This window comes from Pelistega sp. MC2 (genome assembly GCF_900099475.1).
Classification (GTDB): Bacteria; Pseudomonadota; Gammaproteobacteria; order Burkholderiales; family Burkholderiaceae_B; genus Taylorella; species Taylorella indica.
In genome coordinates this window covers 209,369-231,084 of sequence record NZ_LT628273.1, presented here as the reverse complement: position 1 = coordinate 231,084, position 21,716 = coordinate 209,369, and the positions used below count along the sequence as shown (strand labels likewise).

At 42.5% G+C, this 21,716-nt stretch carries 19 protein-coding genes; 13 read left to right on the top strand and 6 right to left on the bottom strand.

Annotation, left to right across the window (positions count from 1 at the left end):
• Positions 1–60 precede the first annotated feature (60 nt).
• From BQ4443_RS01190 to proB, 9 genes are all read left to right on the top strand, one after another.
• Positions 61–963, top strand: a complete 903-nt coding sequence (locus tag BQ4443_RS01190) for a bifunctional hydroxymethylpyrimidine kinase/phosphomethylpyrimidine kinase (RefSeq protein ID WP_023950710.1) — start codon at positions 61–63, stop codon at positions 961–963.
• Complete coding sequence (gene thiE, locus BQ4443_RS01185; RefSeq protein WP_023950712.1) at positions 947–1,660, top strand: thiamine phosphate synthase; 714 nt, start codon at positions 947–949, stop codon at positions 1,658–1,660. The genes BQ4443_RS01190 and thiE overlap by 17 nt, the downstream gene beginning before the upstream one ends.
• Positions 1,650–2,948, top strand: a complete 1,299-nt coding sequence (gene hemL, locus BQ4443_RS01180; protein WP_031274484.1) for a glutamate-1-semialdehyde 2,1-aminomutase — start codon at positions 1,650–1,652, stop codon at positions 2,946–2,948. The genes thiE and hemL overlap by 11 nt, the downstream gene beginning before the upstream one ends.
• A gap of 120 nt (positions 2,949–3,068) precedes the next feature.
• On the top strand, positions 3,069–4,292 hold the full coding sequence (gene argJ / locus BQ4443_RS01175) for a bifunctional glutamate N-acetyltransferase/amino-acid acetyltransferase ArgJ (RefSeq protein ID WP_023950716.1): 1,224 nt from the start codon (positions 3,069–3,071) through the stop codon (positions 4,290–4,292).
• A 180-nt stretch (positions 4,293–4,472) separates the two neighbouring features.
• The gene (gene rplU, locus BQ4443_RS01170; RefSeq protein ID WP_023950718.1) at positions 4,473–4,784 is read left to right on the top strand and encodes a 50S ribosomal protein L21; all 312 of its coding nucleotides are present in this window, start codon (positions 4,473–4,475) and stop codon (positions 4,782–4,784) included.
• Positions 4,785–4,801: 17 nt separating this feature from the next.
• The gene (gene rpmA / locus BQ4443_RS01165; RefSeq protein WP_023950720.1) at positions 4,802–5,062 is read left to right on the top strand and encodes a 50S ribosomal protein L27; all 261 of its coding nucleotides are present in this window, start codon (positions 4,802–4,804) and stop codon (positions 5,060–5,062) included.
• Positions 5,063–5,256: 194 nt separating this feature from the next.
• Positions 5,257–6,375 carry a GTPase ObgE gene (obgE, locus tag BQ4443_RS01160; RefSeq protein WP_071057794.1) on the top strand — a complete coding sequence of 373 codons (1,119 nt, stop codon included), beginning with the start codon at positions 5,257–5,259 and terminating at the stop codon, positions 6,373–6,375.
• Between the two features lie 135 nt (positions 6,376–6,510).
• On the top strand, positions 6,511–7,722 hold the full coding sequence (locus BQ4443_RS01155) for an ATP-binding protein (protein WP_071057793.1): 1,212 nt from the start codon (positions 6,511–6,513) through the stop codon (positions 7,720–7,722).
• 62 nt (positions 7,723–7,784) lie between these two features.
• Positions 7,785–8,909: a glutamate 5-kinase gene (gene proB, locus BQ4443_RS01150; RefSeq protein ID WP_071057792.1), complete on the top strand. Its 1,125-nt coding sequence runs from the start codon at positions 7,785–7,787 to the stop codon at positions 8,907–8,909.
• 135 nt (positions 8,910–9,044) lie between these two features.
• Here the strand turns inward: proB and cadR are convergent, their stop codons facing one another.
• Entirely contained in the window at positions 9,045–9,452 is a 408-nt protein-coding gene (gene cadR, locus BQ4443_RS01145; RefSeq protein WP_023950726.1) for a Cd(II)/Pb(II)-responsive transcriptional regulator, read from the bottom strand.
• A gap of 95 nt (positions 9,453–9,547) precedes the next feature.
• Between cadR and BQ4443_RS01140 the strand changes: the two genes are divergently transcribed.
• From BQ4443_RS01140 to ppc, 4 genes are all read left to right on the top strand, one after another.
• A complete protein-coding gene (locus BQ4443_RS01140) occupies positions 9,548–10,444 on the top strand; it encodes a cation efflux transmembrane domain-containing protein (RefSeq protein ID WP_023950728.1) in 897 nt (298 codons plus the stop codon).
• Between the two features lie 3 nt (positions 10,445–10,447).
• Positions 10,448–10,960, top strand: a complete 513-nt coding sequence (lspA, locus tag BQ4443_RS01135; RefSeq protein ID WP_023950730.1) for a signal peptidase II — start codon at positions 10,448–10,450, stop codon at positions 10,958–10,960.
• A 21-nt stretch (positions 10,961–10,981) separates the two neighbouring features.
• Positions 10,982–12,256, top strand: a complete 1,275-nt coding sequence (locus BQ4443_RS01130) for an ISL3-like element ISPpu12 family transposase (RefSeq protein ID WP_071057791.1) — start codon at positions 10,982–10,984, stop codon at positions 12,254–12,256.
• A gap of 204 nt (positions 12,257–12,460) precedes the next feature.
• On the top strand, positions 12,461–15,310 hold the full coding sequence (gene ppc / locus BQ4443_RS01125) for a phosphoenolpyruvate carboxylase (protein ID WP_083331816.1): 2,850 nt from the start codon (positions 12,461–12,463) through the stop codon (positions 15,308–15,310).
• Positions 15,311–15,346: 36 nt separating this feature from the next.
• Here the strand turns inward: ppc and BQ4443_RS01120 are convergent, their stop codons facing one another.
• The 5 genes from BQ4443_RS01120 to glnH form a co-directional block, all read right to left on the bottom strand.
• Entirely contained in the window at positions 15,347–17,326 is a 1,980-nt protein-coding gene (locus tag BQ4443_RS01120) for an LTA synthase family protein (RefSeq protein ID WP_071057789.1), read from the bottom strand.
• Between the two features lie 136 nt (positions 17,327–17,462).
• Positions 17,463–19,328: a dihydroxy-acid dehydratase gene (ilvD, locus tag BQ4443_RS01115; RefSeq protein WP_071057788.1), complete on the bottom strand. Its 1,866-nt coding sequence runs from the start codon at positions 19,326–19,328 to the stop codon at positions 17,463–17,465.
• A gap of 39 nt (positions 19,329–19,367) precedes the next feature.
• Positions 19,368–20,105: a glutamine ABC transporter ATP-binding protein GlnQ gene (gene glnQ, locus BQ4443_RS01110; protein WP_023952160.1), complete on the bottom strand. Its 738-nt coding sequence runs from the start codon at positions 20,103–20,105 to the stop codon at positions 19,368–19,370.
• Positions 20,102–20,812 (bottom strand): ABC transporter permease subunit, encoded by a 711-nt coding sequence (locus BQ4443_RS01105; protein ID WP_071057787.1) that lies wholly within the window; start codon positions 20,810–20,812, stop codon positions 20,102–20,104. The genes glnQ and BQ4443_RS01105 overlap by 4 nt, the downstream gene beginning before the upstream one ends.
• A gap of 93 nt (positions 20,813–20,905) precedes the next feature.
• On the bottom strand, positions 20,906–21,658 hold the full coding sequence (glnH, locus tag BQ4443_RS01100) for a glutamine ABC transporter substrate-binding protein GlnH (RefSeq protein ID WP_071057786.1): 753 nt from the start codon (positions 21,656–21,658) through the stop codon (positions 20,906–20,908).
• Positions 21,659–21,716: the final 58 nt, after the last annotated feature.

The following is a 21,716-nucleotide window of genomic DNA, read 5'->3' as shown; positions in this document are numbered from 1 at the left end:
AAAATAGACAGAGTAATTTTTCACTACTACCATTTTACTCTAACTAAGGGATCTATTACCATGATTGATATGCTTGCTGGAAGTGTTTTATTTTTCAATATGTACGATCCTAGTCATCGCGCACATTTACCTGCTGAAGTTGTAACTGCTTCCTTACTCGGTACACACAGTAGTTCTGTGACTACAGCACTTGCCGTACAAGACTCCACCCAATTAGAGTCACTTGAACCTATTGAGGCGAGTATCATTGAGGCACAGGCACGATGTATTTTAGAGGATTTACCTGTTAACGCTTTCAAAATTAATCATCTACTTACTATTGAGATGATAGAGGAAGTAGCGTCAATCCTAGCTGACTACAATCAGATACCGACTGTTTTAGTATTAAGTAAATATTTATCTGATTTTATTTCTCGTCGCGGTGATTTCGTTCCTAATGAGAAATTACATGAAGTCTACCTAGACTTTCTCGCCCCCCACACAAATGTTGTTATTTTAGATTTAAATTATCTCTCTACATGGTTATCAGAAGAATACCAAATCAATACTGGGGCTGATTTATTGGCGTTACTCATTGAGCTTGGTGTAGAAAGTTGTTTTATTCTTAATGAGAAAATGGACAACAATACTATCCAACATACTATCTACCACTCTTCTGGTGAGCGTGATCAATTTGTCCAACCACTACATATTTCTACACCAGCAGAATTTGCTGATATGATAGGAACCGCCGTGAGTTGCTTTTTAGCTCAAGAAGTCCCTCTATTTGAAGCCTGCCGTATGGCAATTAGCTTTACGAATAAACAACTAGAACACCTCATTCAGATAGGTATGGGCAGACCATTTCCTAATCGTTTAGCCTTTTATGAAATTGCCTTAAGTGTAGATGATGAAGATGATGATGACGATGAGTACGACATCGAAGATGATGAGGATGAAAATAATAATGCCTACCGAGCTTAAGTCACCTCAACAATCACAACCACTATTCACAAAGACTACTCGTTTCCCAACTGGGTTATACGGTATTACACCTGAATGGGATGACTTTTCACGACTATTTACAGCAATTGAAACGGCTTGCCATGCGGGATTACCTATCTTACAATGGCGACGCAAAAATACCCCTTTTGACGTAGCCTTAGAACAGGCCTCTATGGTCGCAAAAGTGTGCAAAAATACAGGGACAACCTTTGTGATTAATGATGATTGGCAGCTTGCATTAGCTGTCAAAGCAGATGCTGTACACCTAGGCAAGGATGATGCTAGTGTGCTTACTGTACAAAAAGCTTTACAAACAGAATCCCATTCTTTATTAATCGGTGTCAGTTGTTATAACCAACTTGAGTTAGCGCAAAAAGCCATTCTGCATGATGTTGATTATCTCGCTTTTGGTGCTGTTTATCCATCAAGTGTTAAACCGAATGCCGTGCGTGCTCCTCTACGTTTATTTCGGGAGGCACGGGATTTATTCTCACCAACATCATCCTCTCCTCAAACATTGGTTGCCATTGGTGGCATAACCCGACAAAATGCAGCTCCTGTCATTCAAGCAGGGGCAGATAGTATTGCTGTTATTTCGGGGCTATTCGAACAAACGGATATTGCACAGACAACCAAAGATTTTATTCAACTTTTTAAACAGAATTATCATGACTAATCAAGAAATTTTCCAACGAGCCCAACAAACTATTCCCGGTGGCGTCAATTCACCCGTACGAGCATTTAAATCGGTTGGTGGTACACCGCGTTTTATTGCCAAAGCCAATGGTGCGTATATCTGGGATATTGAAGGGAAGCAATATATTGACTACCTTGGCTCATGGGGACCTGCCATTGTGGGTCACGCCCACCCCGAAGTACTGGCAGCCGTACAAGAAGCAGCCACCAAAGGTCTATCATTTGGCGCTCCAACAGAAGGTGAAGTGATTCTTGCTGAAAAAATTTGCGAATTAATCCCTTCTATTGAGCAAGTACGTCTCGTTAGCTCTGGTACAGAAGCAACGATGAGTGCGATACGACTAGCTCGTGGCGCTACTGGTCGTAATAAAATTATCAAATTTGAAGGTTGCTATCATGGACATTCGGATAGTCTACTTGTAAAAGCAGGCTCAGGCTTGCTCACCTTTGGTAACCCTTCTTCTGCGGGCGTTCCACAAGAGTTTGTCAGCCATACGATTGTCTTACCGTTTAATAATCTTGAAGAAGTCAAAAAAGCCTTTGCAGAAGTAGGTCAAGATATTGCCTGCATTATTGTCGAACCCGTCGCTGGTAATATGAACTTAGTTAAGCCACAAGCAGGCTTTTTAGAGGGATTACGTGAATTATGCACTCAATACGGAGCTTTATTAATTTTTGACGAAGTGATGACGGGCTTTCGTGCTGGTCCTAAAGGCGTACAAGGCTTAACCAATATTACCCCTGATCTCACCACACTTGCCAAAGTTATTGGTGGTGGTATGCCTGTGGGTGCTTTTGGTGGTCGCCAAGATATTATGCAACAAATTGCTCCTCTTGGGGCTGTTTACCAAGCAGGTACTTTATCTGGTAACCCTGTTTCTGTCGCCGCAGGTCTAAAAACCTTGGAAATCTTAAGCCGTCCTGGTTTTTATGACGTACTCAGCAAAACAACTACTGAGTTAGTCAACGGTTTATCTGATCTTGCTCGCCAACATAATGTTACGTTTAGTGCAGACTCTATCGGTGGTATGTTTGGCATTTACTTTAGAGAAAACATTCCAACGAGCTTTGCTGAAGTCCAACAAAGTAATATTCAGGCCTTCAATGTCTTTTTCCATGCAATGTTGGATGAAGGTGTCCACCTTGCTCCCTCTGCTTTTGAAGCTGGCTTTGTTTCTGCAAGTCATACAGAAGAAATTCTGGCAAAAACATTTGCAGCAGCTGATAAAGCATTCGTTACGGTTGCCCAAACCACTCAAAATAGCTAGTGGAAATTAAACAACAACACACTAGGAATAAAAGAATAGCTTAGACTTCTCGCAAACTCTATGATTAACTAAGCTATTCTTTATCTATTTTAAGCCTATCACCTATTTGAGGAGACTCTTATGCCCGTTAATTTCCAGATTCCTGACATCAAAGATATTCATCCAGTTTCTGGTGTTAAGATTGGCATCGCTTCTGCTGGTATTAAAAAAGCAGGTAAAAAAGACATCACCGTCTTTCAATTTACCCAAGGTACTACTGTCGCTGGCGTATTTACCACCAATCGTTTTTGTGCTGCTCCCGTACAAATTTGTAAACAACGCCTTGCCTCTGATAATGACATTCGTGCACTATTAATCAATACCGGCAATGCCAATGCAGGCACTGGTGAAACTGGCTATCAAAATGCCTTAAATACCTCAGCCACATTAGCACAAGCGTTGCAAGTAGAGAGTGATCAAGTACTACCCTTCTCTACAGGTGTTATTCTTGAACCTTTACCTGTTGATAAAATCAATGCTGCAATTCCCTCTGCGGTTGCTAATCTAACTGACAATGAGTGGTTTAATGCAGCTCATAGCATTATGACTACCGATACAGTGCCTAAAGTATCTTCTAAACAGATTCAGATTGAAGGTAAAACAGTTACCGTTACTGGTATTAGCAAAGGGGCTGGCATGATACGCCCCAATATGGCAACCATGTTAGGGTTTGTAGCGACAGATGCTGCCATCTCCAAAAAAGCATTGCAACAGTTGACTGTTACTATTGCTAATCAATCGTTTAATCGGATTACAGTCGATGGTGATACATCAACCAACGACTCCTTTATCATTGCCGCTACCGGTCAAAGTGGTGTTGAGGCTATTGAGGGAACGGCTGCTTTTGAAGCTATTGCACAAGTACTCACCGATATTTCTCGTGAACTTGCACAAAAAATTGTTCGTGATGCCGAAGGAGCTACAAAATTCATTACAGTTCAAATTGATGAAGCAAAAAATAGCGAAGAAGCATTAAAAATTGCTTATGCCATTGCCCATTCACCTTTAGTCAAAACAGCCTTTTTTGCGTCTGACCCTAATTTAGGCCGAATCCTTGCTGCAATTGGTTATGCAGGTGTACAAGATTTAGATACCTCCACACTAAAACTTTATCTGGGTAATGTACTTGTGGCGGTAAACGGTGGACGCAACCCTGACTACAAAGAGGAACAAGGTCAAGCAGTTATGAACGAAGCAGAGATTCTGGTACGTGTTGTGCTAGGCAGGGGTCACACTAGCGAAACAGTTTATACCTGCGACTTCTCACATGACTATGTCAGCATTAATGCAGATTATCGTTCATAGTCGGAATAATAACAAAGAGCGTGAATTCATCAGAAAACACGCTCTTTTATTTATTGATTACTTAAGATACATTCTTGATTCAACATAACCACTTGACATTAAAAGAGTTTTATAGTTAAAATCAAAGTCTTGCTCTAAATCGGGCAGGATTTGTTATTTATTTAATTTGAGGTTACCCATATGTACGCGGTCATAAAAACCGGCGGCAAGCAATATCGCGTTGCCCAAGGTCAAAAACTTAAGGTAGAACAGATACCAGCAGACATCGGGCAAGAAATCTCGCTAGATCAGGTTTTATCAGTAGGTGAAGGTGAATCTCTAAAAGTAGGTACGCCTTTAGTTGCTGGTGCTGTGGTAAAAGCAAAGGTTCTTGCACATGGTCGTCACGATAAAGTGAAAATTTTCAAAATGCGTCGCCGTAAGCACTATCAAAAGCGCCAAGGTCATCGCCAAAATTACACTCAAATCGTTATCGAATCTATCGCAGCTTAATTTGCAGGAGTTAAAACATGGCACAGAAAAAAGGTGGCGGTTCAACCCGCAACGGTCGTGATTCAGAAGCGAAACGCTTAGGTGTTAAAGTTTACGGTGGTCAATCAATCCCTGCAGGTTCTATCATTGTTCGTCAACGTGGTACTCGTTTCCACCCAGGTGACAATGTTGGTATCGGCAAAGATCACACTTTATATGCCTTAGTTGATGGTCAAGTAAAATTCTCAGTACGTGGTGCACTAAACAAACAAACTGTTTCAGTGATTGCTGCTGAATAAGTATTTACTTATCTCTTCAAGAAACGCCGTTCTTAAGTGAGCGGCGTTTTTATTTACGCTTAATATAATAATTATCTCTATTTAGAAAAACCAAAAGATATTATCCTCTCCTCACACCAGATAATTCTTTATATAATCGATATACCATACAAGCTCTATCGTTTTCTCATACCCACAGAATAATAGGAACTCTCATGAAATTTGTAGATGAAGCAAAAATTGAAGTAATTGCAGGCAAAGGAGGCAATGGCTCAGCCAGCTTTCGTCGTGAAAAATTCATTCCTAAAGGAGGTCCTGACGGTGGAGACGGTGGTCGTGGCGGTAGTATTTTTGCTGTTGCCGATCGCAATATCAATACCTTAATTGATTTTAGATATGCTCGTCTACATCGTGCCAAAAATGGTGAAAATGGCCGTGGCTCTGATCAATATGGTGCAGCTGCTGATGATATTACGCTACGCGTTCCTGTGGGTACTGTCATTTATGATGAAGAGACTGGTGAACAATTGTTTGACTTGGATAAGCATGGCGAGCAGGTCACACTTGCTGCTGGTGGACAAGGTGGTCTAGGCAATATCCACTTTAAATCCAGTGTTAACCGTGCTCCTCGACAATTTACCTATGGTAAAGAGGGTGAGCATCGTTACCTACGCCTAGAGCTTAAAGTCTTAGCGGATGTAGGGCTATTAGGTTTACCTAATGCAGGCAAATCAACCTTTATCACGCGCGTCTCTAATGCTAAGCCCAAAATTGCCGACTACCCTTTTACTACACTACACCCTAATCTAGGTGTGGTACGCACCTCTCCATCTCGCAGTTTTGTGGTAGCGGATATTCCCGGGTTGATTGAAGGGGCGGCTGAGGGAGCTGGCTTAGGCCATCTATTTTTACGCCACTTAACACGCACTCGTGTACTTTTACACCTAGTTGATGTGTCTAGCCTAGATCCAGAGGTGGATACAATTGAAAAATCAGTTGCAGACGCTAAAGCAATTGTCAAAGAGCTACAAAAATATAGCCAAGAGCTCTATGCAAAACCTCGTTGGCTAGTCTTGAATAAACTGGACATGCTTGAAAATCCTGAACAAGTGAAAAAAGACTTCTGCCAACAATTTGGCTGGACTGGTCCAGTATTTGCTATTTCTGCCCTAAGTGGTGAGGGAACGCAAGAATTAGTCTGGGCATTACAAGACTATCTCGACCAAGAGAAAGCCAAAGAAAACCAAGCCAATGATGAGCAAGTTGAAGGCTATGAGCCTGATGACCCTCGTTTTAATGCCAATCGCTCAAATATTAATCATACACAGGATTGATTTACAGCTTAGCCTAAAATAGAATTTTTAAGTTTAATTCAAGATGCCATACGGAATTAAACTTAAAATTTTGCTAATTTTGTTGATTTTTTCAGTTTAATCCAAGATAATATACGGAATTAAACTGGAAAGTCTATGTATATTGCACGTCATATTCAACCTTTACTTGAGACTTTAGTTTCTCAGTTCCCAGCTATTTTGATTACTGGTGCGCGACAAGTAGGTAAATCCACCTTATTACAGCACATCACGCCCTCCTATCCTTATTTTACTTTCGACAACCCTTTGCTTTTACAACAAGCAAACGATGATCCGCTGTTATTGTTACAGAACTTTGGGCAACAAGCTATCATTGATGAGGTACAGTATGCACCAGAGATTTTCTCTCTCCTTAAACTCGAAATAGACAAAACTCAACGCAATGGCTTATACCTATTATCAGGATCTCAAGCCTTTGAACTCATGAAAAATGTGCACGAAACATTAGCAGGACGTATTGCTTTACTTACCTTGCATGGATTATCGTTAAGAGAAATTTTTGATGTGCCTTTTTATCATAGTTTTATCCCTCACGATGACTATCTTCAACAACGCGAGCAACATCTAAAACCTTATACAAACTTATGGGAATTAATTCATAAAGGAGATATGCCTCGCCTACATACACAGGAAACACATTGGGAAATTTACTATTCTTCTTATGTATCAACCTATATAGAAAGAGATGTCCGAACTACACTCCAAATTAACCAACCTAGCGATTTTGCTAAATTCATGGTGGCGATTGCTTCTCGTAGTGGTGACTTGCTCAACTATTCAAATATAGCGAATGAAGTCGGTGTCTCTGCTGATACGATTAAACGCTGGGTTAGCGTATTAGAAGCCTCTGGAATTATTTTTCTACTCTATCCTTACAGCAATAATCACTTAAAACGAGCGATTAAAACACCTAAAGTATATATGCTCAATACTGGATTAATGGCTTATTTAACTCGCTGGCTAACAACAGAAACCATACAAAACGGTGCGCAGAGTGGACGCTTCTTTGAGACATTTGTGGTGGCTGAAATTATTAAATCATTTACCAATCAAGGACGTCGTCCCCCTCTCTATTTCTATAGAGATACGAATCAAAATGAAATCGATTTGATTATTGAGGAAGCACAAACGTTATATCCCATAGAAATTAAAACTAGTGCCAGTCCCCATAAGAAAATGGCTAAAAGCTTTGCCATACTACAGTCTATTCCTGACAAAACTATTGCCAAAGGAATTTTAATCAGCCAATACCCCCAAAAACTATATCTTGATAAAAACCTTATTACCTTACCGATAGAATATATTTAATTTCTATCAGATTGTAGTATTATTAATTATCCATTTTGGCGTCTATTTTTGTAACACGTATTATGTCTAGCCTTTCTGTTATCCAATCCTCCCACCGCATTATCATCAAAGTAGGATCTTCTCTAGTCACCAATTATGGTAAGGGGGTTGATTTTGCGGCTGTTACTCATTGGGTGGATCAGATAGCCGCATTACATAAGCAAGGCAAACAAGTCGTTCTTGTTTCTAGTGGAGCGATTGCTGAGGGGATGGCTCGTCTCGGTTGGACGACCCGCCCCAAAGAGGTTAATAAGCAACAAGCGGCTGCCTCTATCGGACAAATGGGTTTAATACAAGCCTATGAAAAAGCCTTTTCTACTCATGGTTTATTAGCCTCACAAATTCTACTCACCCATGAAGATTTAGCAGACCGTTTACGCTATATCAATGCTCGTGCCACACTATTTACCCTATTAGATTTAGGCGTGGTGCCCATTGTGAATGAAAACGATACTATTGTCACCGATGAAATTCGTCTTGGGGATAATGATACGCTTGGTGCTGTGGTGACTAATTTAATTGAAGCCGAAGCCTTAATCATTCTCACAGATCAAACAGGGCTATATGACAGCGACCCTCGTAAAAATCCTCAAGCTAAATTTATTCATCAAGCCACTGCGGGTGACCCTGCTTTAGAAGCAATAGCTGGAGGCAGTGGTTCTTTTGTTGGGACTGGTGGCATGATTACCAAGGTACTCGCTGCCAAACGTGCTGCCAACACAGGTGCTCATACGGTCATTGTGTCTGGACACGAGCCAGAGGTTTTAACACGTCTTGCGCGTGGTGAAGCTATCGGTACTGAATTACGTGCAAGTACACACCTGCGCTCTGCTCGCAAACAATGGCTAGCCGATCATTTACGCGTAAAAGGTAAAATTATTATTGATGCTGGCGCTATTAAAGCCATTACTGAACAGGGTAAAAGTCTTCTCCCTATCGGTGCTATTGATGTTATCGGGGTATTTAAACGAGGGGATTTAGTTGCCTGTGTGGATGAACAAGGTAAAGAGTATGCGCGTGGTTTAATTAACTATGCTTCATCAGATACCCGTCGTATTCTACGACAACCCACCACTAAAATTGCGGATATTTTGGGTAGTATTCATAATGAAGAATTGATTCATCGGAATAATTTAGTGCTACTGTAAACCTTCCCAAGCAATCTAGTATTACCACCCCCTCAAACTATTTTTTATGGGTAAGCGGATTAAATGGTTGATCTTACCTTTGCATGAGAGTGAGACAGACCGGCATCTCATCGGATTATCTGGTTGATGCTTCACCTACTGCTGGTGCATGTTTCCTTCGCTAATTCCAGCAAGAACCCCACACGCCTCAACTTCCCGGTCATCGTTGCAACTCGCTCTCAGTGAAACGAGTTGTTTCTCAAGCGCTTGCAGAGCGGTTATCTGCGACCGCACATGAGAGATGTGATCATCGAGCAAGGCGTTGACGGCGGTACAAGGCTGATGAGGGTCGTCCTGATAGCTCTGTAGTTCGTGAATCTCAGCCAGTGACAGGCCCAGGATTCTGCAGCGACGGATGAAGGCCAGCCCCTCACCATGCTTCTCGGTATAGACACGGTAACCGTTGTCCTGCCGATCAGGCGGCTGCAACAAGCCCTGCTGTTCATAGAAGCGGATCGTCTGTGTTTCGACCCCTACCAACTGCGCCAACTGACCAATGCGCATCAGCCTCCTCCCCAACGGATTCTTTACTCTATTGACCTTATAGTAGCTTTATAGTTTAAAATGGTACCACAACATTGTTCAAGTGGAGTAGTATCATGAGCAAATCCTGTGGTGGCGCCTGTGGCGGTGATGCAACGTCCGCAGCGGATACCGATATACAGGCCTCCTCCGAGGCGCCAGGGAGATGGGTCAGTGTTTATGCCGTGCCGAAGATGGACTGTCCATCAGAAGAACGAATGATTCGCCTAGCCCTGAACGGCTTTGAGGAGATTCGGGCGCTGTCCTTCGACTTGTCGAACCGCCGGCTGAAGGTCGTGCATGACGGCGAGGTCGAGCCCGTCACCTCGAAACTGAAGACCTTGGGGCTAGGCGCCTCGCTTCAGGAAACCGTCGCTGCAAATCCGGAGACCATCAAGGCCGCCGAGTTTTCGGCAGCTTCTGCTAAGCAAGAATCCGGGACCCTGCGCTGGTTGCTCGGCATCAATGCACTTCTGTTCGTGGTGGAAATGACTGCTGGCCTGATCGCCCAGTCTACCGGCCTGATCGCTGATTCCCTGGATATGTTTGCCGATGCAGCCGTCTATGGCCTGGCTCTCTATGCCGTAGGGCGCAGTGCGAAAATGCAGGTACGTGCCGCGCATCTTGCTGGTGTACTGCAACTGATCTTGGCTGTGGGCGTACTCGTCGAGGTGGTGCGACGCTTTGTTTTCGGTAGTGAGCCTGAATCGCTGATGATGATGGCGATCGCCTTCGTCGCATTGATTGCCAATACCGCCTGTCTGCTGCTCATATCCAAACATCGGGAGGGCGGGGCGCACATGAAGGCAAGCTGGATATTCTCGGCCAACGACGTGGTGATCAACCTGGGGGTCATCACCGCCGGCGCTCTGGTCGCGTGGACCGGGTCCAATTATCCGGATCTGATTATCGGCACCATCGCGGGGGTAATTGTACTTAACGGTGCCAGACGCATTTTGGCGTTGAAGGGTTAAATAATGCTCATTATTGGCAAAAAGCTCTCGCCGTATGCCCTATTGTCCATATCGGGCCTGCTGGCAGCGTCTGATCAGGCCGTAAAATGGCTGGTGCAACAATCAATGGCATATGGCGAGTCTATTTCAGTGACCTCATTCTTTAACTGGGTACACGTATGGAATACCGGTGCCGCATTCAGTCTTTTTTGGAATGGTGGAGGCTGGCAGCGCTACTTTTTTATCGGAATCGCGGTAGTGGTCTCGATTTTTCTGATCAAGCTGATCCTTGAAAATCGTCATAAAGGAGAAGCCATCGCTTACAGTCTTATCCTCGGTGGCACCATGGGCAACCTGATTGACCGGGTCTTTCGCGGCTATGTTGTGGATTCCTTTGATTTCTATTGGCGAGACTGGCATTGGCCGGCCTTCAACCTGGCTGATATTGCAATTGTCCTCGGTGCCTTACTTTTCGTTTCCAGCAGCTTGTTGGGTAAAAAAGCAAACACCAATGCCGAGTCGGATGGATCTGACTGACACCTACGCCTATACAACACCATGACCGAACTTCCCGACAACATCCTTCACCTGCCGCAATACCAAGTACTGGGCTGCAAATCAACCGACGACGAAATGCACTTCCAGGTGGACGTGCCCGATCCCATCGCCTGCGAGGAATGCGGCGTGCAGGGTGAGTTCGTACGGTTCGGCAAGCGTGACGTTCCCTATCGTGATCTGCCCATCCACGGCAAGCGGGTCACTCTCTGGGTGGTCCGCCGCCGATACACCTGCCGGGCCTGCAAGACAACATTCAGGCCCCAGCTACCGGAGATGGTGGATGGATTCCGTATGACACTGCGGCTGCATGAGTACGTGGAGAAGGAATCCTTCAACCACCCCTACACCTTTGTGGCGGCACAGACCGGCCTGGACGAGAAGACGGTGCGCGACATCTTCAACGCCCGCGCTGAGTTCCTGGGGCGCTGGCACCGCTTCGAGACGCCCCGCATCCTGGGCATTGACGAGCTATACCTGAACAAGCGCTACCGCTGCATTCTGACCAACATTGAGGAGCGAACCCTGCTCGACCTGCTGGCCACCCGCCGCCAGGACGTGGTGACCAACTACCTGATGAAGCTGAAAGACCGGCAGAAGGTCGAGATCGTCAGCATGGACATGTGGAACCCCTACCGGGCAGCGCCCCAGGCCCGTATCGTGGTCGATAAGTTCCATGTGGTGCGCATGGCCAACGATGCCCTAGAGAGAGTGCGCAAGGGCCTCAGAAAGGAGCTGAAACCGTCCCAGAGCCGGACTCTCAAGGGAGACCGGAAAATCCTGCTGAAACGCGCTCACGAAGCCTCAGACCGGGAGCGCCTCATCATGGAGACCTGGACAGGCGCGTTCCCGCAACTGCTGGCCGCCTACGAGCACAAGGAGCGCTTCTACGGCATCTGGGACGCCACCACACGGCTCCAGGCAGAAGCCGCCCTGGACGAGTGGATAGCCACCATCCCGAAGGGCCAAAAGGAAGTCTGGAGCGATCTGGTCAGGGCAGTGGGAAACTGGCGTGAAGAGACCATGACCTACTTCGAGATGGACATGCCCGTCACCAACGCTTACACGGAGTCCATCAACCGACTGGCCAAGGACAAGAACCGTGAAGGGCGCGGTTACTCCTTCGAGGTGATGCGGGCACGAATGCTCTACACCACGAAGCACAAGAAGAAGGCACCGACTGCGAAGGTCTCTCCTTTCTACAAGAAAACCATCGGTTACGGACTGCCGGACTTCGCAGAGGAACTCAACTACGGAGTCGATCTATCAACCATCTGAGGGTGGTATCAGATTGATGGGGTGAAGGTGCCCCATCAACCATTAAATCCGTATACCCTTTTTTATTTATTCAGTTTAATTATCACTGTTCATGAGATATTGGGCGCTTCTTACCTCCCTTGGTTTTCTTTTTTGAGAGAGTCCTACTGATTTTGTATTCTCTAAAAATCCCCTATACTGTTGTTATCCACGCTGTTGTTTTTAATGGAAAAAGGGAGGAATGCTGTGTCAAATACAATCAAAGAAGTCAATAAAAGTTTGCATGAAGACATTTATTTATTAGGTAAACTGCTGGGAGAGGCCATTTTAACGACAGAAGGTGAAAATACGTTCCAGCAAATTGAGTCCCTACGTAGAGCAGCCGTCAAAACACGCCGCGAACCAACTAATGAGCATATTCAAGATCTGAATAAGGCTATTGATGCACTCAGCGATGAGGATGCTAATAAAATTGCACGTGCCTTTAGTTATTTTTTACATTTAACCAATATTGCCGAAGATCAAGACCAACAACGCCATTTAAAAACCCACAAATTGCATGCTAATCTTACCTATACACTTGACCTACTCGAAAAAGATGGTGTCGATAGTCAAACCTTCTTAGCAAAATTAAAACATACCCAACTAGTACCTGTCCTCACCGCACACCCCACAGAGGTTCAACGTAAAAGCACATTGGATGCCCATCAGGCAATTAGTGATACACTAACAGCATACCATCAAGAATTAGATCAAGATGATCGTGAAACAGTACTAGATAATCTCGGTGCTCATATTCAATTATTATGGCTAACTCGTATGTTGCGTACGAATAAACTCACTGTTGAAAATGAAATCGATAACGTTAATAATTATTTTGCCACCACTTTTCTAAAAGCTATTCCTCAACTCTACAAACGCTTGGATAAGGAGCTATTTAAGCGTTATAAGACTACCACTAAGCTACCATCATTTCTCACTATCGGCTCATGGATTGGTGGCGATAGAGATGGCAATCCAAATGTCAATGCTAGTACACTTAAATCTGCTTTTTATAAACAAGCGGCTACCTTATTTAGCTATTACCTAGAAGAAGTGCATCAGTTAGGTACCGAGCTATCTCTCAGTACTATGCTACATAATGTATCCTCTTCTTTGCAAGAGGCATCTGATCACAGCATTGATCACTCTCCTCATCGTATTGATGAACCCTATCGCAGAGTGATTATTACCATTTACGCTCGTTTGGCTGCCACAGCTAATGTTTTCTCAAATGGTGCGGTACAGCTAGTACATGTCAAGGCAGCCTCTCCATATACTACCCCACAAGATTTTTTAACTGACTTACTGATGATTGAGGAATCATTGCGTTTAAATCAAGCGGAGAAACTCTCTCATATTCGTCTCAAAAATCTCATCCAATCAGTGAATATTTTTGGCTTTCATTTAGCCAGCATTGATTTACGCCAAAGTTCAGATGTACATGAAACTATCCTAAGTGAGCTTTACACCCGTAGTCGTACCTTATTCGAAGGTAAACCCTTTATTTATTCAGAACTTAGCGAAGAGCAAAAAGTTTCATTGTTACTCGAAGAACTTACCAACCCTCGTCCTATTTATTCAACATGGCAAAAATACAGTGAATTAACCACAAAAGAACTACTTATTCTGCAAACCGCCGCACAAATTAGACAACAGTTTGGTCCACAAGCCATTAAACAATATATTGTTTCTCATACAGAGACTCTTAGTGACTTATTAGAAATTTTGGTATTGCAGCAACAAAGTGGACTCATTAATATCCAAGCGGATGAGCAAGGTCAGTTACTTCCTATACAAGAAAATGATGGTTTAATTGTTGTCCCCTTATTTGAAACTATTCCTGACTTAGAAGCAGGGGCTAACATTATGGATGACTGGTTAAGTATTCCTATCATCCACGATAGAGTTTTAAAGGCTCAAAATGGCTTGCAAGAGGTCATGTTAGGCTATTCTGATAGTAATAAAGATGGTGGCTATTTAACCTCTAATTGGTCTTTATACAAGACTGAGATTGCTCTAGTTAGGGTCTTTAAAAAACACCAGATTCGTCTACGTTTATTTCATGGTCGTGGTGGTGCTGTGGGACGTGGTGGTGGATCTAGTTTTGAGGCTATTCTGGCACAAGCTCCCGGGTCTGTGGCTGGTCAAATCCGTTTAACGGAACAAGGCGAAGTAATTCAGAAAAAATATCGTTCTGCTCCTCTCGGATTATGGCATCTAGAGCATTTATTAAGCGCTACGTTACAAGCATCATTAAGTGCTAAAGCCAATGCTCCAGATGCTTTTATGGAAAATTATGGTGGCTTAATGGAGCAACTATCTAAACTATCGCAATCAAGCTATAGAGAGCTTGTTTATGGAACAGAAGGGTTTGTAGATTACTTCTTCGCTGCTACGCCAATTAATGAAATAGCGGGGTTAAACATTGGCTCCCGACCTGCCTCGCGTAAAAAAGGACAACGAATAGAGGACTTACGTGCTATTCCATGGGGCTTTTCATGGGCACAGTGCCGATTACTCTTACCTGGTTGGTTTGGTTTTGGTACAGCTGTACAGACCTATTTAGACAAAGGCTTTGAGGGCGAACCAAACACTCGTGAAAAACGTTTACAACGTCTCCGTGAAATGGCGCAAGGTTGGCCATTCTTTAAAACAACACTCTCCAATATGGAAATGGTGTTAGCAAAATCCGACTTAAGGATTGCCGAACAATACAGTACGCTAGTTAATAATGCTAAATTACGTCAGACTATTTTTGACAAAATCAGGCATGAGCATACTCTCACAGTGGCAAGCCTAAAAGAAATCTTGCAAATTGATGAGCTACTAGCTAATAATCCTTTATTGGCTAATACCTTAAAAGAGCGTTTTGCCTATATCGATCCTCTTAATTATTTACAAGTTGAGGTAATTCGACGCTTGCGTCAACATCAAGCCAACAAAGACCAAAATCGTTACGAAAGTCTTCGCGATGAACGCAGTGTCCACTTAACGATTAATGGTATTGCGGCTGGCTTACGCAACTCTGGGTAAAAGTTAACTATGTCTTAGGGTTTATTGAGGCACAACTTATTGCGCCTCTCCCTTTCCAACCAAATAATTAATCTGCCAATATAAAAATTTTTGGAAGGCCTTGATTTTAGCCTCCTCTGTGGGTGTGATAGGCATCACTTCTGACACGAGTAGGCTATCATCTTGCCAACGGTATTGCGTCAAGGGTGTGGTACTAAAATCCACCACGCCTTTCTCATCCGCCCAACACGAATCGTTATAAGCAAATGCCAAGGATGTATTTTTATGCTCAGCCAATAAATTTCGTCCACAAGCATGCCAATAGCGAGCATCCGATAAACTCACATGGTATAGCGTAGGTAAAATATCTTTGTGAGAACCCAACGTTTTTGAATCAAACGCTATCGGTAATATCGCCTGTAACTGTTCTGGAATATATAAAATAAATGGGACCGCTTTAGATAAGAAAAGCTCGCTTGGCATCTCTACACTTACCCCACGGAAATGATGATCTCCTGTAGCCGCAATAATCGTTTTGCTACCAAGTATTTCATCATCATAAATAGTCTGCATAAAATGACCGAGAGAATCATTTGCATATTGATAAGTAGTCAGGGCTGATGTGCGCTCTTGTTCATTTTTGCCAAATCGATCTAGTAAACAATCTACGTCAAGTGGCTTAGAAACATAGTTAGGCGGTATCTCATGAGGAGGATGATTACTCATGGATAAAATACTGATGAAAAGTGGTTGAGTACTTTCTCTTAATAATGTTTCGGCCAAGGCAAAAGCAAACTCATCCGCAATTCCCCAGTAAGATATTGAGGCTTTTGCCTCTGGGAAACGCTCAATAATATCATTCTGGTCATACATTTCATCCACGCCTTGTAGTGGCATATAATTGGCTAAACCTCGCCACATCATATTCCCAGCCGTAATAAAAATTGTTTTATAGCCTTTGTTTTTATATACCTTAAAGGGCGTCTCTGGTAGTGCTATTTTCTGTGCGACAGACTGGCTAATGTTTTGGATAGGACTATGAAAGAACATATTCGCTAGCGTTGGAGCCGTACCATTACAATCAGCACAAAACCGTGAAAAATAAAAACTCTTATCCAACATAGGCCTTAAGCGACCTAATAAATCATTTTTTATAGGATCATCAAACACCAAGACATTAGTCCCAAAACTTTCCATTATGGCAACAACTACATGTGGTGCGGCTTGTACTAACTCCTTATTCACTGGTGTTTGTTGATAAAACCCATCTGCATAACCTAATTTTCCTAATAAGTCATCTCCCTCTTCTTGGCTAACCGGACTAAATGAAATTTGCTCTTTATTGTCTGTAAATGCCCATTGCATAGCCGTCACACCATTAGGAACCATTTTATTGATAATCCCTAATTGGCATACTTGTGAGTGCCCTTTACCCAATGGTTTGGAATGAATTGTCCCTCGCATCCCTAGTGCTAATAACAACACAACGACAACAGTCAAAACTATTTGTGCTGCTGTTGATGGGAGAGTAAACCATTGCTGATCAATAGCATAATACGCAAATACAGCAGGAACAACCGCACTTAACGATACAATCAGTATTAACCGCAAAATTGGATAATCATCCAGAATATTTTTTAACACAGCTTTGGTATCATCATCGACTAAACCAAACATAAAAATATCGTAGTGATTTTGATAAGTTTTAAAGTAATATACATTACCTATTACAATCCCATTCAGAATAAGGCATACAAGCCCTATAGCAATCGCTACGCCCATCGCCATATGAGAAAGAAAATAAGAAAATAGCAAGGCAATAATTAACAAGCCACCTAGACTAATTGTCAAAATCTTCACATCAAATCGCATTCCTAAAACATACATTTTCTTCAATGATGCCTGGTGACTAGAATCTTGGCGAATATCTTGAGAAACAAAGGTGCTTACCATCCACTGTCTCATCACAAAAAAATACCCTAACTCATAGAGCAAAATCAATAAGACAGTAATTATTAATACCGAGGGTTGATACATCAAAAGTCTTTCCTATTTATTTTTCTAATATGTTAACTATCTAAAATAAGTGTTAGTATTTCTTGTATACCTTTACTAAAAAATGAACCTCCATTCCGAAGAATAGAGGTCAGAGCAAAACAGTCGTAAAGATAAATTATTTATGACGTTTTAATTGATTTAAATCACGCACAGCACCACGGTCAGCTGATGTAGCCATCGCAGCATAAGCTTGCAATGCTTGTGATACATAGCGATCACGATTAGCAGGCTGCCATGCTTTATCACCCTTAGCCTGCATATCAGCACGGCGCTTGGCTAGCTCCTCCTCTGAAATCGCTAAATGAATCGTGCGATTGGGAATATCAATCTGGATCTCATCGCCATCTTGAACAAGCGCAATATTTCCACCCTCTGCTGCCTCTGGTGACGCATGACCAATCACAAGACCAGAAGATCCGCCTGAGAATCGACCATCTGTTAATAGTGCAGCTTTGGCACCCAAGCCTTTGGATTTTAAATAAGAGGTTGGGTAAAGCATCTCTTGCATACCAGGACCACCCTTAGGCCCCTCGTAGCGAATAATCACCACATCGCCTTCTTTAACCTTATCCCCTAGGATTCCTGCGGTTGCATCTTCTTGACTTTCAAATACAACAGCCTTACCTGTGAATGTTAAAATACTTTCATCAACACCTGCTGTTTTAACAATACAGCCATTGGTCGCCAAATTACCATAAAGAACAGCTAGACCACCGTCTTTAGAATAAGCGTGCTCAATATCTCTGATACAGCCCGTTGCACGATCCAAATCATTTTCTGAATAAAAGCGATTTTGGCTAAACGCAGTTTGTGTCCGTACGCCACCAGGTGCCGCACGGTAAAATGCTAATGTTTCTGGTTTTGTATGAGGAGAGTTAATATCCCAAGCTTCAATCGCTTTAGCCAATGTACCGCTGTGAATATTACCCACTTCGGTATGTAATAGCCCACCTCTGTTTAACTCAGCAAGAATACCTAAAATACCTCCTGCACGGTGTACATCCTCGATATGATATTTATTGGTCGCTGGCGCTACTTTAGATAAACAAGGAACTCGACGAGAGATGGTATCAATGTCCTTCATGGTAAAGTCCACACCAGCTTCTTGTGCTGCCGCTAATAAGTGTAAGACTGTATTCGTTGAGCCACCCATTGATACATCTAGTACCATCGCATTTTCAAAGGCTTTCTTAGAAGCAATACTACGAGGCAATACACTCTCATCACCTTGTTCATAATAGCGTTTAGTTAATTCAACAATTAAAGAACCAGCTTGTTCAAATAAGGCTTTTCGACTCTCATGTGTCGCCACAATCGTACCATTTCCCGGTAAAGATAGGCCTAATGCTTCTGTTAAGCAGTTCATTGAGTTTGCTGTAAACATACCAGAACAAGAACCACACGTTGGGCAAGCATTTTGCTCCACAATCTCCGTGTTTTCATCGGAAACATTAGGGTCAGCAGCCATAATCATGGCATCCACAAGGTCTAATTTGACTACTTTTTCTTCACCCTGAAGATCCGCCTTACCTGCTTCCATTGGGCCACCAGAGACAAAAATCACTGGAATATTTAACCGCATCGCTGCCATGAGCATGCCTGGGGTAATCTTGTCGCAGTTAGATATACAAACCATTGCATCAGCACAATGCGCATTGACCATATATTCAACTGAGTCAGCAATTAAGTCTCGTGACGGTAGAGAATACAACATCCCTCCATGCCCCATCGCAATACCGTCATCAATCGCAATGGTATTGAACTCTTTGGCAACACCTCCTGCTTTTTCAATTTGACGTGCGACTAGCTGTCCCATATCTTTCAGATGCACATGACCTGGTACAAATTGAGTAAAAGAGTTCACCACGGCGATAATAGGCTTACCAAAGTCTTTATCTGTCATTCCAGTAGCACGCCACAAAGCACGTGCTCCAGCCATATTACGACCATGTGTTGAAGTTTTTGAACGATATGCAGGCATACTATAGTTTCCGTCAAAAAAATTTAATAAAAGATTATTTTACTTCACATGCGTTAAGAAATCTTTTAAACGCTGACTTGGAGGATGGTTAATCAGTTCGGACGGAGGACCGTCATGCGCTATTTTACCTTTATCGATAAAAATCAATCTCGTACCTACTTTCTCTGCAAAGCTAATTTCATGCGTGACAACTACCATTGTCATTCCCTCTTGAGCCAAATCCTGCATGACCTTTAATACTTCTTGACGCAACTCTGGATCTAATGCAGAAGTAGGCTCATCAAATAACATTAGCTTAGGTTTAATTGCCAAGGCACGTGCAATGGCTACACGTTGTTGCTGCCCTCCAGATAACTCACTTGGATAATGATTCATTCTTTCAGCCAAGCCTACTTTTTGCAATAAGGCCTCAGCCTCAACTTTCGCTTGTTGCCGTGAAACACCTCTGGTTTGACAAGGACCAAACATAACATTTTCTAACGCTGTTAGCTGAGGAAATAAATTAAACTGTTGGAACACCATACCGGCTTCACGGCGTAATTCACGAATTTCTTTTGGCTTAGATTTAACACTATGATGACCAACGATAATATCGCCCCCCTGAATGGACTCTAATGCGTTAATACAGCGTAAAAAGGTTGATTTACCCGATCCTGAAGGACCAATCACTACAACAACCTCTCCCTCGTTAATCGTGAGATCCACACCATCTAAAATGATGTTGTCGCCAAATTTTTTGGTCACATTTTTAAATTGAACAATTGGTGTTGTCGTCATAGGATTCTCATCCTTTTCTCAATTATTTTTAATGCAATTGCAAAGATACCCGTCATCACTAAATAAAAGAAAGCTACGGCCCCCCAAATTTCAATAGCTCTATAGTTAGTCGCCATAATTTCCTGACCTTGGCGTGTTAATTCAGCCACACCAATGACAATAAAAATGGAAGTGTCTTTTAAACTGATAATACATTGATTTCCTAGGGCAGGAATCATGCGGCGAAAGGCGATTGGACCAATAATTTTCGTCACAATCTTGTAAAAAGGGAGCCCCATTGCCTGACCTGCCTCATATAAGCCTTTTGATACAGACAATAAACTGCCTCGAACAATTTCAGCAATATACGCCCCAGAATTAATTATTAACGTTGCAATAGCTGCCGTCGTACCATCTACTCTAATCTGAAAAATCAATGGGAAGGCAAAATAGATAAACATCACTTGTACCACCATTGGTGTCCCACGAATGAGCAATACATAAGCCTGTGCTATCCAAGATAATATTGGTAGCCACAAACTTTCTATTGGATGCTTTTGTCTAAACTCTTTGTCTGCCCAAGCAGGAACATAGGCTAAGATAACCCCTACTAATCCTCCTAAAAGGACACCACCTATTAACCCTAATAAGGTAATTTTTATCGTAAGTTGTGCCCCTTTCCATAAATCGGGTAAGGCATCTATAATGACTTGAAAATCAAAATCCATGCTAACAACCACATAAAATAAATAAAATCAGGTGATGAATCGCTAAAACTCATCACCTGAGCAACATAAGAATAAATAAGATGATGTTAGTGATTACTTAGCAGGATTTTCTCCAAACCATTTAGCATGAATTTTATCGTACTCACCACTTGCTCTCACTTTTTTCAACCCTTCATTGACTTTGGCAACAAGGTCACTACCTTTCGGGAAAGCAATACCATATTGATCATCACTGTTCAAAATAGCACTGACAGCCACTTTACCTTTACCTACTGTTTTCGCATAATATTGCAAGTTTGGAGTGTCATATACAACCGCATCTGAGTTACCTGATTGTAGATCTAGGAATGAGTTATCACTATTAGGGAAAAGTTTGATTTTCGCACTAGGAACATTCTTTTTCACAAAATCCACAGGACCAGAGCCAGTTTTAATGGCAATGGTTTTATCTTTAAGGTCATCTAGACTCTTAATTTTGTTTACATCCTCAGTACGTACCATGATCGCAATACCACTATTGTAATAAGGATCTGAGAAATCTAAGATTTTTTTACGTTCTTCCTTAATTGAAATACCCGCAATAGCCGCATCCACATTACGTGTTTGTAAGCTAGGGATAATACCGTTAAAGTCCATTGGTTGTAATTTGTATTGGATACCGGCTTCACGAGCAACAGCATCAAATAAGTCAATATCAAAGCCTGTGTACTTGTCTCCCTCTTTAAATTGGAAAGGTACAAATGCTGTATCTGTGGCTACAATAATCTCTTTGGCAGATGCCACACCAATATTGAGTGCAAAAACCGCCGTTAATCCTAATACTGCTGAAGTAAAACTCTTTTTCATTACAATTTTCTCCAAGTAAAATAAATAATCGGGTAAGAATATTCTCTTATAAATCAAT